Here is a 14948-nt window from a genome sequence, read left to right on the forward strand (position 1 = left end):
GCATGGCCTGGCACTACTGCATTCGGGCGATGTTCAACGAACGACGTTCAAAACCTCGTAACACGCGCCCATGGTGTGGTAATCGACCTTGCCTGCCGGGCTCTTCTCGTCGCTGTACTTGCGGTTGTCAGCGTCGAGAATGCGGAACCACGCGCCGTACCGATGGTCGACGAAGTGCTCCCACGAGTACGCCCAGATACGGTCGTACCACTGCCAATAGCGCTCATCGCCGGTGCGCGCGGCCATCAGCGCGGCGGTAGCCAGGGTCTCGGCCTGCACCCAGAAGTACTTGTCGTCGTCGCAGACGAAGCTGTCGCCGCCGATCGGCGCGCCATCCATCCCCGGCTGGCGGCGCGACTCCGGCGCGAAGCCGTAGTAAAGGCCGCCGCGCACCTCGTCCCAGCTGCGCTCCACGGCCACGTCGAACAGATGCTGCGCGGTCGGCACCAGCCAGTCGGCCTGCACGTGACGGTCCAGGATCAGAAGCAGCTTGGCCCACTCGGTCTGATGCCCGGGCTGGAAGCCCCACGGCCGGAACAGGTGCTTGGGATCGTCCAGGTTGTAGTCCCAGTCGATGTTCCAGTTGACGTCGTAGTGCTCCCAGACCAGGCCACCCGCCTTGGCCGCCTGGCGACGGGTCATGTTGTCGGCCAGCTGCAGCGCGCGCTCGACATAGCGCTGCTCGCCACTGGCCTCGAACGCGGCCAGCATCGCCTCGCACATGTGCATGTTGGCGTTCTGGCCACGGTAGCCGGTGAAGTTCCACTGGCCGTCGGCTTCGTCCTTGTACAGGCCGTGCTCGGCTTCCCAGAAGCGCGCTTCCAGCAGCTGCCAGGTCTCGTCCATCCACTCGCGGGCCTGCTCGACACCGGCCTTCAGCGCGCAGCTGTAGGCCAACAGCACGAAAGCCACGCCATAGCAGTGGTTCATGTCGTCCTCGACCTTGCCGTCGCGCAGGGTCCAGGCATAGCCACCGGTGGCCGGGTTGCGGTGCACCTCGCGCAGGTAGCGCACACCGTGCTCGACCGCATCGCGATACTCGGCATTGCCGAATTCGCGGTAGGCCATGGCGTAGTTGAAGACGAAGCGGGTGCTGCTCACCAGGTGGCGGTGGCCGGCATCGTAGATGCTGCCGTCGTCACGGAAGTAGTGGAAGAAGCCGCCCTTGGGATCGATGCAGCGCGGGTGATAGAACGCCATCGTCTCGGCGATGTGCGCGCGCAGGAAGGCGGAGGAACGGAATTCGGGGGAGGTGCTCATGCGGGGAGGTCCTGTGCCTGCAGCAGCTGCTGCACTTCATCGAACGAGGGCATCGCGGCGAAAGCGCCCTTGCGTGTTACCGCCAGTGCGCCAACGGCAGCGCCAAAGCGTAAGGTGGCGGCGATGGCCTGCGGGTCCTGACAGAACGCGGCAAAACCGGCACCCGCCCCACCCCGTTCCAGCAGGCCGACCAGCACGCCGCCAACGAAAGCATCACCGGCTGCGGTCGTGTCTACGGTGGGGACGCGGAAACTGGTGACCTTGCCCTGCGTTTCACGGGTATACCAATGCAGCGTGGCGGCGCCGTCGGTGATGATCACCCAGCGTGCCTGCGCAGCCAGCAGGCGACGCAGCACCAGTGCCTCGCCGTCGTCGCCGAGGGGAGCCGCCAGGTACTCCAGCTCCTCGCGCGACAACTTGACCAGGTCGGCACGTTCCAGTGCCTGCCACAGCCGCGGTGTCGGATCGACATTGGCCGGCCACAGCGCCGGACGCAGGTTGAGGTCCAGGCTGACCACCGCACCGGCCGCACGCGCGCGGTCCATGCCGGCGAACGTCGCTTCGGCGATGTCTGCTTCGGTCAGGCTGTTGGAGCAGACATGGAAGCAGAGCGCGCCATCGAAACAGCCCGCTCGGAAGTCGCTGTCACGGAACAGCAGGTCGGCGGCAGGCGGGCGGTAGAAACTGAAGCTGCGTTCGCCGTTCGCATCCAGTGCAACGAAGGCCAGCGCGGTTTTGGCCGCGTCGGTACGCACGATGTAGTCGGTGCCGACGCCGTGCTCGCGCAGGCTCTCGGCCAGGAAGTCACCGAACATGTCGCGGCCGAGCATACCGACGAACTGGGTCTTCGCACCCAGCCGTGCAGCGGCCACCGCGACGTTGGCAGGCGCCCCGCCGGCGTACTGCAGGAAGGCGCGCGGTGTATCGGCCGAGGCCGGCGGCTGCGCTAGTAGATCGATCAAAATTTCGCCGAAGCAGACAATGGAACCCATTTTTGACTCAGCCTCCCTGCGTGCCGGCAGCCGGCGCGCGGGCGCCGACCAGTCCGTAGAAAATGATGTAGCCGTAGCACAGCAGCGGCAGGATGAAGCTGGCCTGCACGCCGACGTGGTCGGCCAGAACGCCCTGCAGGTAAGGCACCACAGCGCCACCGACGATGGCCATGATCAGCAGGCTCGAGCCCTTGCTGGTGAGCGGGCCGAGGCGCTCGATGCTGAGCGCGAAGATGGTCGGGAACATGATCGAATTGAACAGGCCGATCGCTACCACCGAGTACAGTGCGACATTGCCGGAGGTCATCATGGTCAGCGTCAGCAGGCCAACATTGACCAGCGCGAAGATCGCCAGCAGGCGGCTCGGTGAGAAGCGCGCCAGCAGAGCCGAACCAGCAAAGCGGCCGATCATCGCCATCGTCCAGTAGGCCGACACATAGTGGGTGGCTTCCTGCTCGCTGAAACCGCCGATGGTGGGCATCGACAGATAGTTGACCAGGAAGCTGCCGATCGACACTTCAGCGCCGACGTAGAAGAAGATGCCCAGCACGCCCAGCAACAGATGGCGCTTGCGCAGCGCATCCAGGTAGCTGTGCTGATGGCCCTCGTCAGCCTGCTCGGTGGTGTCGTTCAGCGCCGGCAGACGGAACAGGAACACGAACAGGGCCAGCAGCACCAGCGCCACCGCCAGGCCCACGTAGGGGCCCTGTACCGCATGTGCCTCGGCGGTACGGTAAGCAAGCTGTTCGGCGGCCGGCAGCGCAGCGATCTGCTCACCGCTCATGGCCGTGTTGGACAGGATCAGCATGCCGCCGAAGATCGGCGCGATCGCCGTACCCAGTGAGTTCAGCGCCTGCGCCAGGGTCAAACGGCTGGAACTGGTCTGTTCCGGCCCCAACAGCGCGACATATGGGTTGGCCGCTACCTGCAGCACGGTGATGCCGGTGGCCAGCACGAACAACGCGCCGAGGAAAGCGCCATAGACGCGCAGCTCGGCCGCTGGCCAGAAACCCAGCGCGCCGATGCCGGCGATCACCAGGCCGGCCACGATGCCCTTCTTGTAACCCAACGCTGCCACCAGCCGTCCCGCCGGCAACGACATCAGGAAGTAGGTGCCGAAGAACGTGAACTGCACCAGCATTGCTTTGGCGTAATTCAGCTCGAACACCGCCTTCAGGTGCGGAATCAGGATGTCATTGAGGCAGGTCAGGAAGCCCCACATGAAGAAGATGGTGGTGACCACGGCCAGCGCCTTGCCGTTGGTGACGGCAGGCTGGTTGCCCGAGGAACCCGATGGGCGGGGCGTTGCGGAGATCGGCATGCGGTACGCGCCTCGATGCGCGAAAGGTCGTTGAAGCGTGGAAGGGTGCAATCAGTTCAGTAGCAGAGCATCAATTGGGACGTGCGGCACTGCTTTCGCGGATGCGCAACTGTACCGGGGCGACCGTGCGCCGCGGCGGCGCCTCCGGTTCCTCCAGCCGCTGCAGCAGCAGGGATGCCGCCTGCCGACCGCGTTCGCGCGGGTCGGCGGTCAAAGTGGTCAACGGCGGCACGGCAACCGACGCTTCGGAAATGTCATCGAAGCCGGTCACCGCGAAGTCACCGCCTGGACGGATACCGCGCGAGTTCAGGCCCAGCATCAGGCCGAGTGCGACGGTGTCGTTGTAGCAGACCGCCGCGCTCGGCCGATGGCCGTCGACGAACAATTCGTCGGTGCGCGCGGCCGCTTCCAGGCGGTTGGGTGCCGATTCGATCATCCAGCCCGGCGGCAGCGCCAGCCCGGCTTCGGCCAGCGCCTGCTGGAAACCAGCACGACGCTGGTGGCAGGAACTCGATGCAGCGTGGCCACCGAAGAACGCGATCTGGCGATGACCGCGCTCGATCAGGTGGCGGGTGGCCAGGTAGGCGCCATGCTGGTTGTCCAGGGTCAGGAAGTCCCAGTCGGCGCCTTCCAGTTCGCGGTTGAACAGCAACACGTTGGCATTGGCACCCAGCACCTGCCGCAGCAGCGTGGCATCGCTGCCTTCGGCCGGCGACAGAATCAGGCCTGCAGGCGTGTGTTCCATCAACGTGGACAGCACCGCCTGCTGGCGCTCGGGTGATTCGCCGGTACTGCCGAGCAGGGTCACGTAGCCACGCCCGCCCAGTGCTTCGTCCACACCAGAGGCGAATTCGGCGAAGAACGGGTTGGACAGATCGTTGATCACCAGGGCGATGCTGGACGATGTACGTCGCCGCAGGTTCGCCGCGGCGCGGTTGTAGACATAGCGCTGGCGGCGCAGCTCGGCCTCCACCCGGGCGCGGGTATCGACGTTGACCAGCGGGCTGCCACGCAGCACCAGCGACACGGTCGCGCGCGAAACGCCGATGGCACGGGCGATGTCGGTCACCGTCACCGCCTTGCCGGAACGCTTGCTTGAACTGTCGCCGTTGTCGTTCATCGTCTTCCCGCACTCCGATGGATGCTCAAGCCTAATGGATCGCGGCCCTGTCGTGCCGTGCCGTTCGCTGGGTTGCCTCGAACGGCACAGCCCGGCTCAGTGCAGCTGGCTGCCTGGTGCCGCACACCAGGACACCGGCAGATCCTTCACCGCCGTGCCCCAGCCCTGCGTCGGCGCCGTGCCATCGAGGGCGAAACGCAGCTTCGGGCCCTGCTGCAGCTGGTTCCAGCCCAGCCACACCGGCGCATGGGCCTTGCCGTCAACCTGCACACCCTGCACATACTGCAGGCGGCGGCCATCGGCGCCAGGCGCCTCGATGCGCAGGGTACGGCCATTGCCCAGCTCGACCTCGACCTTGGCAAAGCGCGGCGTATGCAGCAGGAATTCGCCACTGCCCGGCACCGCAGGGTACAGGCCGATCGCACTGAACAGGTACCAGGCCGACATCGTTCCGAGGTCGTCGTTGCCGGTCAGGCCGTTGGGTGCATTGGTGAACAGCTGTTGCGCCGCACGCACTACCGCCGCGGTCTTCCACGGCTGGCCGATCAGCGTGTACAGCCACGGCGAGTGCAGGTCGGGCTCGTTGTTCGGGTTGTAGCGGAACTGGTTGTAGTAGCTGTACGGCCCGACCACCCATTCCTTGCGGGCGGCATTGAGCGGATCGGCCTGCAGCGCATCCATCGCGAAGAAGGCATCCAGGCGGCGGCCCGCCTGCTCGCGACCGTCCATCGCCTCGACCAGGCCCGGCACGTCCTGCTGCGCCAGCCACTGGTACTGCCATGCGGTGCCTTCATGGAAGCCATGGTGCGAACGCGGGCTGTAATGGCCGTCCGCCGGGGTATACCACTGGCCATCTTCGGTGCGCGGGCGCGGGAAGCCGCTGAAGCCGGTTTCCGCATCACGTACCTGCGGGTCCCATACCTTGCGCCAGTTGCGGCCACGCTCGCGCAGCGTTGCTGCATCCTGGGCATGGCCGAGGCCATCGGCCATCTGCGAAAGCGCGCAGTCGGCCAGTGCATATTCCAGCGTCGCCGAGCCGCCATGGTGCGGATCGACATCCATGCCCTTGGACGGGAACGCACGGTCGTAGACCACGTAGCCCTTGTCCAGGTAAGTCGGGTTGCCGGAGCGGCCGGCCATCCGCGAGTTCAGCGGCGGCGTGCCGAACGCGTTGCGGCGCAATGCATCCCAGGCCTGCGATTCACGGCCCTTGAGCGCACCGAAGCGCCACAGGTCGACCAGGAACGGAGTGACCGGGTCGCCGGTCATGATGTTGGTCTCGAAATTGGCATAGCCCCAGCGCGGCAGCCAACCACCCTGCTCGTCGATCGCCAGCAGGGTGCGGCCGATGTCGCGGGCCACGTCCGGACGTGTCAGCGCCAGCCACTGGTTCTGTGCACGGTAGGTGTCCCACAGCGAGAAGTATTCGTAGTAGGTCCAGCCATCGGCGCGATGAATGCCATCGTCATAGCCACGGTAGCGACCATCGGCATCATTGCCGGTCATCGGCTGCAGCAATGCGTGATAGACCGCGCTGTAGAACACGGTCCGATCGTCGGCAGTGCCGCCCTGCACACGCACCCGGCCCAGCTGCTCCCGCCAGGACTGCTGCGACAACGCGCGCATGCGCTCGAAGCCGAGCAGCGCCCCGCCCTGCATGCCCTCGGCGCGCAGATTGGTGCGCGCGCCTTCGGCATCCACGTGCGAGATCGCGCTCACCGCCGTCACCGATTGGCCCTTGGCGAGATCGAAGCTGAGCCACGCGCCATTCGGCTTCTGCTCGCCTTCCATGCTGTGACGCGCGCCCGGCAGGCCACCGCCCTCGCCCCAGGTACCATGCGCCTTGAACGGACGATCGAACTCGATGCGGAACCAGGTGGTGTACTGATGGCCACCGCAGAAACTCTTGGTGACCAGCTTGCCTTCAACCACGCGGTCACCGACCACGTCGACCACGCTGCCGATGACCGAATGGCGTTCGTTGGCCTGGCCGACGTTGACCAGCACGTGGCCATCGCCCTGGCGCTGGCTGAAGGTGTAGCGCTCGGCGGCCGCGCGGGTGCGCGCGGTGGCTTCGGCGTCGATGCCGCCGTAGCTGGTCAGGCGCACCTTGTAGTAGCCGGCCTGACCGATTTCGCCATCGTGGGTATAGGCAGAGGCATACGCCTTGTGGTCGAACTGCTTGGGGTTGGCGGTATCGAAATCGCCCCCGGGGCCAATGCTGCCGGTCACCGGCAGCACCGACACCTGCCCGCCCTGCTCCCAGCAACCGGCGCCGGAGATGAAGGAGTGGCCGAAACCGCGGATCTTGTCGTCGTCATAGCGCCAGCCCGAGTAGTGGCTGCCGATCGGGCTGACCTGGACCAGGCCGAACGGTGCCGAGGCGCCGGGGAAGGTGTTGCCATCATCCTTGCTGCCGATGAAGGTGTTGACCTCGCGCTCCAGCGCGGCCGGTGCGGCCTGCAGCCACGGCGTCACTGCGAGCGCCAGCAGGCAGGCAATGCGGGCCAGGGGCCGATGGGACAGTGCCGACAGGCGGCGGGCGGGACGACGGCGGGACAACCTGGTCACGGGCAGGACTCCTTGGCGGCAGGGCGGCAGCGAAGGACCGGCCGCACTGACCGAGCCCTCGTTTCCATCGGTACAAATCCGCACCCCGGCGGATTTAGATCGATTCAAGTAGACCATGGGAATTTCGCCCAATGCATTCTGCGGCGCAGCATGAGGGATGGGCGTCGGCCGGGCTGCGCCCGGCACCCGCAGAGGCAACGGCCGAAGCAACGGCAACGGCAACGGCAACAGCTGCACTCCGTGGGATGGCGGGGTGGGTCCGGTTGCGGGGGACGCCGTAAACCCATCCATGGGGGCTTGGCCGCGGCATCCATGCCGCGGACACCCCCGCGACCGGACCCACCCCGCCTTCGACAGTTTCCCGCGATCTGCTGGAATTGCATGGCGTGCTCCTGGTGGGTGTCGACCTTGGTCAACACGTGGTCCACGTCATGCGTGGGTTCTCTTCAATCAGATATGGAGATACTTGATTTCGATGGATTTGATCAACACAAGGCGTCGAAGAACCATCCGTCACCGGAGATGTGTCGAGGGCGGGGCGGTGTGGGTTGGCAGGACCGTTGGCGCCATGGATGGCGCCATCGAGCCCCCATGGATGGGTTCACGGCGTGTCCTGCCAACCCACACCGCCCCGCCAAACCCATAGAAAACCAGAGCTGCTTTTGACGTTGCCGTCGCTTCCGCCTCTGCGGGTGCCGGGCGCAGCCCGGCCGACCCACCCCGTTTGCGCATGTAACCGCTTACAGCAATTTTCCCCAAAGGGTCATTGGCACGACACGTCGCTGCCATATTGCGCAGCAACATGCGTCGGCGCCGTGGCCGTGCTAAAAATCGCCCCGCCCATCGCTTAGATCGATCCAAGACGACAGCGCGATGGCCCGGAGTTGGGGAGCAAGACAGGACGTGCCGCGCCATCTGCCAGGCGCTCGTTGCATCTGCAGGGCGAAGGCAAGATCGGCATCACGAATTAGATCGATTCAAGTTTCCGCGTCAGTCAGTCACCGGATCAATCCAGGAGAGAGGGAGAGATGGCAATGAAGCATTCAACACGTACGCAGGGCCACGACGCGTTGTCGCTGGCCATCGCGCTGGCCCTGGCCGCCGCCGTCGCCCCGCTTGGCGCCTCCGCGCAGCAGGCGGCAACGACCGGCGCGCAGGACGCCACCACCCTGGACAGTGTCCAGGTCACCGGCTACCGCTACGCGATCGAAAAGAGCCTGCAGCAGAAGCGCGACGCCAACGCCGTGGTCGAGGTCATCACCGCCGAAGACGTTGGCAAGTTCCCCGACAAGAACGTGGCCGATGCGCTTCAGCGCGTGCCGGGCGTGGTCATCACCCGCAGCGGCGGCGAAGGCAAGTCGGTCAGCGTGCGCGGCCTTGCGCCGGACCTGACCCTGACCCAGTTGAACGGCAACTACGTCGCCTCGTCGGAAACCAACAACGAAGCCACCCGTTCGTTCAACTACACCCTGCTGCCGTCGAACATGCTGTCCAGCGCCGAACTGTTCAAGTCGCCGGAAGCACGCATCGACGAAGGCGGCATCGGTGGCACGGTCATCCTGCACACGCGCCGTCCGCTGGATATGGAAACCAATTCCGGCTACGTGAACCTGGAAGGCACCTCGTCCGACACCAGCCACGACGTCGACCCGCAGGTCTCGGCGCTGTACTCCTGGCACAGCAAGGACGAGCGCTTCGGCGTGCTGGTCGGCGTGACCCAGCAGAAGCGCACCAGCCGCACCATGGAGACCAGCACCGAGGACTACCAGTGGTACGGCAACAACACCACCGCGCGCGATGCCAACGGCAACCTGCTGGAACAGGATGGCATCCACTACTGGTGGGGCCAGTCCGGTTTCAACAACCAGACTGGCACGAACTACAGCGAATTCTTCATGCCGACCTCGGTGAACTTCGCGGTGAAGGAAGAAAAGCGCGAACGCAAGGGCGGCCAGCTGACCTTCCAGTTCAAGCCGATCGACAACCTGACCCTGACCGCGAACTACTTCCGCTTCGAGCTGCAGGGTGATTACACCCAGAACATGCTGAAGGTGCCGGAGTGGAACCTGGCCCGCTACAACGGCGATGGCAACTGGGCCGGTGGACGCCTGCTCAACGGGCTGAGCTTCGATCCCAGTGGCAGCATCGTCACCGGCGCGCAGTACGAAAAGCTTGCCGGCAAGACCTACTACTGCAGCGAGGACCAGGCTGCCGCAGCCGGCCTGCCGCCGGGTGGCTGGGGTCCGGATGACTGCACCATCCCCACCCCACAGCTGACCGGTGGCTACAGCAAGGAAAAAGCGCTTTCGCAGACTGCCGACCTGACCGTCGACTGGGACATCAGCCCGCTGTGGAAGGCCAGCTTCACCGGCGGCCGCACCTGGTCCAAGGGTGGCCCGTCGATGAATTTCCGCATGTCGGCCAAGCCCCGCCGCAAGGTCGGTGACCAGTGGCAGGCGGGCAACCAGTACACCGCGTGGGACCTGACCGGCACGCCGTCGCTGACCGTCTCGCCGGACATCCAGCAGCAGCTGATGGCTGGCGTCGCCGAGGTCGATACCGGCTCCACCGATTCGTCGTGGATGCAGACCGAGGTCAAGCAGAACTACTTCCAGGCCGACGTCACCAAGATGTTCGAAGCCGGCTGGCTGGACTCGATCCAGTTCGGCGCCAAGTACCGCGACGGCCAGGTGCACCGCAACACCGGCAACACCTACTGGGTCTGCCAGGGCCTGGATCCGGCCGACTATGACAACAATCGTTACCAGGCCGGTTGCGATCCGACCGCAGGCAATGCGCAGCCAGGCTTCTTCCTGTCCAACCCGATCAGCAACATCGCCGGTGGCTTCAATGCCAACGTGTTCCCCGGCATCAACTACCCGGCCTACATCGATTACCTCAACCAGACCTACGGTGGCTCGCACAACCGTACCGAGGAAGACTTCGTCTACGACGTCAACGAGAAGATCTATTCGGGCTACTTCCAGGCCAACTTCCGCACTGATCGCGTGCGCGGCAATGTCGGCGTGCGCGTGGTGCGCACCAAGCAGTTCGCCCAGTCCAGCGATTCGGTCGAGCGCTTCAACGACTACTTCGTGGACAACGCCAGCGGCGCGCCAATGAGCTGTGATGACCCGGCCGCCGATCCGAACCTGCGTTGCCAGGGTGGCTTCGTGCGTCTGCCGGACAACCAGGTGCGCGACAAGGTCTATACCCTCAGCTCGCTGGAAAAGACCTATACCGACTTCCTCCCGAGCTTCAACATCGCCTGGGACATCACCGACAACCTGGTGCTGCGCGGTGCCGCGTCGAAGGTGATCGCGCGCCCGGGCTACACCAGCATCGCCTATCCGGGCGGCCTGCAGTACATCAGCCAGGAATACAGCAACGATCGTCGCGTCGCTGGCGGCACCGACACCCCCGGCTGGTACGGCTCGGGCAGCAACAAGGCACTGGAGCCGTTCAAGGCGGTGCAGTTCGACCTTGGCCTGGAGTGGTACTTCAAGCCGGGTTCGGTTGCAGGTGTGGCGTTGTTCCGCAAGAACGTGGACAACTTCACCGTGCCGGTGGTGCGCGACCAGCAGATGACCGTCGGTGGTGAAACGGTGGTGGTGCAGAAGTACAGCACCGAAGCCAACGGCCGCGACGGCGTGTCGCAGGGCGTGGAGCTGTATGGCCAGTACACCTTCGACATGGGCTTTGGTGTCCAGGCCAACTACACCTACAACGACACCAACCTGGCCTCGATCGTGCTGGATGGCGAGGAGATCGGTTCGTCGCCGCTGGTCGGCAGCGCCAAGAACCAGGCCAATGTCACCGTGTTCTACGAGAACGAGAAGTTCCTGGCCCGTGCCTCGTACAACCGTCGTGGCGAAGTGGTGGGTGGACTCAACAACGGCCTCACCACCTACACCAAGCCATACAGCCAGCTGGATCTGAACGTGGCCTACAACATCACGGCGGACTGGACCGTGACTGCAGCAGTGCTGAACGCCACCAAGTCCGAGCTGCGCAGCTACATCGGCAACGACAGCCAGGCCCGACTGCTGTCCAACCTGTATGCCGGCCGCCAGCTGTACTTCGGCGTGAACTGGAAGTTCTAAGGCAACACCCCCGCCTCATCGCGGGGACGATCCTCCACGGCAGCCGCGCTGGTACAGGTGGCTGCCGTTTTTTGTGCAGCGTATCGCTTGACCCTGCCATCGTTGGAACGTGCACACTGCCGCCACCCCCAAGCGAATCGAAGGAGCTACAGATGGAATTCCATGTGGAAGGCATGACCTGCGGTGGCTGCGCACGCAGCGTGACCAAGGCGATCGAGCGGGTCGATCCGGCGGCCAGCGTGTCGGCCGACCCGGCCAGCCGCCGCGTGCAGGTGCAGACCTCGGCCAGCGAAACACAGATCGTCGCGGCACTGACCGAAGCGGGTTTCCCGCCGCGTACGGCCTGATCGCCCTGCCAACGACGTAAACAATGCCCGCCCCCGTGCAAGTGCCGGGGCGGGCATTTCTTTTCCATCTGTCTTCGTCAGGTCCTGCGCGCGCGCCTGCGTACTGCCCCTGCGGGCGCTGCAACCGGCGCAGCGCCCTCCTCGCCTTCACCCAACCGCTGCAGGATCGGGCACTCGGGGCGATCATCGCCAGCGCAGCAACTGATCAGCGATTTCAATGTATCGGCCATCTGCCGCATGTTCTCGATGCGCTGTTCCAGGTCATCGATGTGCTGCTCGGCCAGGCGTTTGACGTCGGCGCTGTGGCGCGAGGTGTCGTTCCACAGGCCCAGCAGGTCAGCGATCTCGGCCACCGAAAAGCCGAGATCACGCGCGCGACGGATGAAACGCAGCCGATGCACGTCAGCCTGCGAATAGGCGCGATAGCCCGCGCCGGTACGGTCAGCCGGCGGAATCAGGCCGATCTGCTCGTAGTAGCGGATCATCTTGGCCGACACGCTGGACGCCTTCGACGCTTCACCGATGTTCATGCAATCGCTCCTTCAATGAGCCACATGGGACGCGTCCGCCATCGGCGCCTGGAAGCGCCGCAGGCGCAGCGCATTGCCGAGCACGAACACGCTGGACAGGGCCATCGCACCGGCGGCGAACACCGGCGACAGCAACACACCCCATACCGGGTACAGCGCGCCCGCTGCGACCGGGATCAACGCGGTGTTGTAGGCGAAGGCCCAGAACAGGTTCTGGCGGATGTTGCCGATGGTCGCCTTCGACAGCGCGATGGCGTTGGGCACGCCCTGCAGGTTGCCGGACATCAGCACCACATCGGCCGATTCCACCGCGACGTCGGTACCCGTGCCGATGGCCAGGCCGACATCAGCCTCGGCCAGCGCCGGCGCATCGTTGATGCCATCACCGACGAACGCGATCTGCCCGTAGGCGGCCTTCAGCCGGCGCACCGCCTCCACCTTGCCTTCCGGCAGCACTTCGGCCACCACGTCATCGATGCCGAGCTGGCGGGCGATGGCCTGCGCGGTAGCGGCATTGTCACCGGTAATCATGGCCACCTTCAGGCCAAGCTGGTGCAGGGCGGCAATGGCGGCCGGCGTACTCGGCTTGATCGGATCGGACACCGCGATGATCGCCGCCAGGCGGCCATTGATGGCGGCATACAGCGGTGACTTGCCTTCGTTGCCCAGGCGATCGGCCAGCACGGCGAAACTGCCGATGTCCACGCCCAGCGAACGCATGAAACGGTCGGCGCCCACTTCCACGCGTGCGCCATCGACGGTTGCACGCACGCCCATGCCGGTTACGGACTCGAAATCATCCATCGCCGGCAACGCGATGCCCTGCTCCGTCGCCGCCTCGACAATGGCGCGGGCGATCGGATGCTCCGAGCGAGATTCCACCGCCGCCACCCGTGCCAGCACCTGCGCGCGATCGAAGCCGTCGGCAATCTCCAGGTCGGTCAGCAGCGGACGGCCTTCGGTCAGGGTGCCGGTCTTGTCCACCGCCACCACCTTGGCATCCTTCAACAGCTGCAGCGCCTCGCCCTTGCGGAACAGCACGCCCATCTCGGCACCGCGGCCGGTGCCGACCATGATCGAGGTCGGCGTCGCCAGCCCCATCGCGCACGGGCAGGCAATGATCAGCACGGCCACGGCGTTGACCAGCGCGAAGGTCAGCGCCGGCGACGGCCCGAAGATCAGCCACACCAGGAAGGTCGCGAGGGCTGCCAGCATCACCGCCGGCACGAACCACAGCGTGACCTTGTCGACCACCGCCTGGATCGGCAGCTTGGAGCCCTGCGCCTGTTCAACCAGACGGATGATCTGCGCCAGCATGGTCTGCCCACCCACCGCCGTCGCACGCAGGGTCAGTGCGCCCTTCTGGTTGACGGTACCACCGACCACGCTGCTGCCGGCCGACTTCTCCACCGGGATCGGCTCGCCGGTGATCATCGATTCGTCGACGAAGCTGCGACCGTCGGTCACCTCACCATCCACCGGCACGCGCTCGCCCGGACGCACGTCCAGCAGGTCGCCCAGCAGCACCTCGTTGATCGGGATATCGACGATGCGCCCTTCGCGGCTGACATGCGCCACCTTGGCCTGCAGGTTGACCAGGCGCTTGATCGCCTCGGAAGTGCGGCCTTTCGCGCGCACCTCCAGGAACCGGCCGAGCAGGATCAGCGCGACGATCACCGCCGCCGCTTCGTAGTAGACATTCACCGTGCCCGCCGGCAACAGGCGCGGGATGAATGTGGCCACGACCGAATAGCCGAATGCCGCGGCGGTACCCACCGCCACCAGCGAATTCATGTCCGGCGCCAAGCGCAGCAGCGCCGGGAAGCCCTTCTGGTAGAAGCGCCGGCCCGGAATGGCCAGGACCAGCGCGGTCAGCACGAACTGCAGGTACCAGCTTGCCTGGAGGCCGATCGTGGACATCACCCAGTGATGCATGCCGGGAATCAGGTGCGAGCCCATTTCCAGCACGAAGACCGGTGCTGCCAACACGCTGGCCAGGATCAGGTCGCGTTTCAGCGCCACCCGCTCGGCATCCTTTTTTTCCGCCGCTTCCTCATCGACCTGGGTACCGCCATCGATCGCGTGCGCCGCGTAGCCGACGTTGTCGATTGCCGCCACCAGCGCGTCGATGCCGGCGACGCCGCGCACGGTCGCGCGCTCGGTGGCCAGGTTGACGCTGGCCTGGCTGACGCCCGGCACCGCCAACAGCGCGCGCTCAACGCGGCCGACGCAGGAAGCGCAGGTCATGCCTTCCACGGCCAGTTCGGTGGTCGCAGCCGGCACCTCATAACCCACGCTTTCCACCGCCTGGATCAGGGCATCGCGGTCGATCGGGCCAGAGGAACGGATGTCCGCACGCTCGGTGGCCAGGTTGACCGAGACACTGGCGACCCCCTCCACCTTGGCCAAGGCCGCTTCGACCCGGCCGACACAGCTGGCGCAGGTCATGCCTTCGATCGGCAGGCTGAGGGTGGACGTCGTCCCGGGGACGGCAGTAACGCTGGCAGTGCTCATGGCCTGGTTTCCCTGGTTCCATCTGGAGAGATGACCAGCCTAGACCTTGCCATCGTGGGAAGGTCAAATCCACCCTCCTCCGCCGGCGACCCATCCACGCATGGCGTGGATCTACTGCAAAGCCCCAGTAGAGCCACGCCACGCGTGGCTGCCCGCCATCCCGCGCGCCCCAGTAGAGCCACGCCATGCG

At 65.5% G+C, this 14948-nt stretch carries 9 protein-coding genes; 2 read left to right on the plus strand and 7 right to left on the minus strand.

The genetic code is table 11. The annotated features are described in order from the left end of the window. Nucleotides 1-33: 33 nt before the first annotated feature. From HUT07_RS10175 to HUT07_RS10195, 5 genes are all read right to left on the minus strand, one after another. Entirely contained in the window at nucleotides 34-1260 is a 1227-nt protein-coding gene (locus tag HUT07_RS10175) for an AGE family epimerase/isomerase (protein WP_176020843.1), read from the minus strand. Next, a complete protein-coding gene (locus tag HUT07_RS10180) occupies nucleotides 1257-2252 on the minus strand; it encodes a carbohydrate kinase (RefSeq protein ID WP_176020844.1) in 996 nt (331 codons plus the stop codon). Before HUT07_RS10180 ends, HUT07_RS10175 begins: the two co-directional genes overlap by 4 nt. Nucleotides 2253-2259: 7 nt before the next feature. Then, nucleotides 2260-3573, minus strand: a complete 1314-nt coding sequence (fucP, locus tag HUT07_RS10185; RefSeq protein WP_176020845.1) for an L-fucose:H+ symporter permease — start codon at nucleotides 3571-3573, stop codon at nucleotides 2260-2262. Between the two features lie 70 nt (nucleotides 3574-3643). Further along, complete coding sequence (locus HUT07_RS10190) at nucleotides 3644-4693, minus strand: LacI family DNA-binding transcriptional regulator (protein ID WP_176020846.1); 1050 nt, start codon at nucleotides 4691-4693, stop codon at nucleotides 3644-3646. Between the two features lie 96 nt (nucleotides 4694-4789). Beyond that, nucleotides 4790-7228 (minus strand): GH92 family glycosyl hydrolase, encoded by a 2439-nt coding sequence (locus tag HUT07_RS10195; RefSeq protein WP_176022523.1) that lies wholly within the window; start codon nucleotides 7226-7228, stop codon nucleotides 4790-4792. A 1064-nt stretch (nucleotides 7229-8292) separates the two neighbouring features. Here HUT07_RS10195 and HUT07_RS10200 point away from each other — a divergent pair. Together HUT07_RS10200 and HUT07_RS10205 are read left to right on the plus strand one after the other, a co-directional pair. Then, nucleotides 8293-11367, plus strand: coding sequence for a TonB-dependent receptor (locus HUT07_RS10200; protein ID WP_176020847.1), 3075 nt, complete (start codon nucleotides 8293-8295; stop codon nucleotides 11365-11367). Between the two features lie 152 nt (nucleotides 11368-11519). Then, nucleotides 11520-11714: a heavy-metal-associated domain-containing protein gene (locus HUT07_RS10205; protein ID WP_176020848.1), complete on the plus strand. Its 195-nt coding sequence runs from the start codon at nucleotides 11520-11522 to the stop codon at nucleotides 11712-11714. Between the two features lie 77 nt (nucleotides 11715-11791). On the opposite strand, the gene cueR is transcribed toward HUT07_RS10205, so the two are convergent. Further along, nucleotides 11792-12244, minus strand: coding sequence for a Cu(I)-responsive transcriptional regulator (gene cueR, locus HUT07_RS10210; protein WP_176020849.1), 453 nt, complete (start codon nucleotides 12242-12244; stop codon nucleotides 11792-11794). A gap of 12 nt (nucleotides 12245-12256) precedes the next feature. Further along, nucleotides 12257-14758 carry a heavy metal translocating P-type ATPase gene (locus HUT07_RS10215; RefSeq protein WP_176020850.1) on the minus strand — a complete coding sequence of 834 codons (2502 nt, stop codon included), beginning with the start codon at nucleotides 14756-14758 and terminating at the stop codon, nucleotides 12257-12259. Nucleotides 14759-14948 lie beyond the last annotated feature (190 nt).

The sequence above is a fragment of the Stenotrophomonas sp. NA06056 genome (assembly GCF_013364355.1).
Classification (GTDB): domain Bacteria; phylum Pseudomonadota; class Gammaproteobacteria; order Xanthomonadales; family Xanthomonadaceae; genus Stenotrophomonas.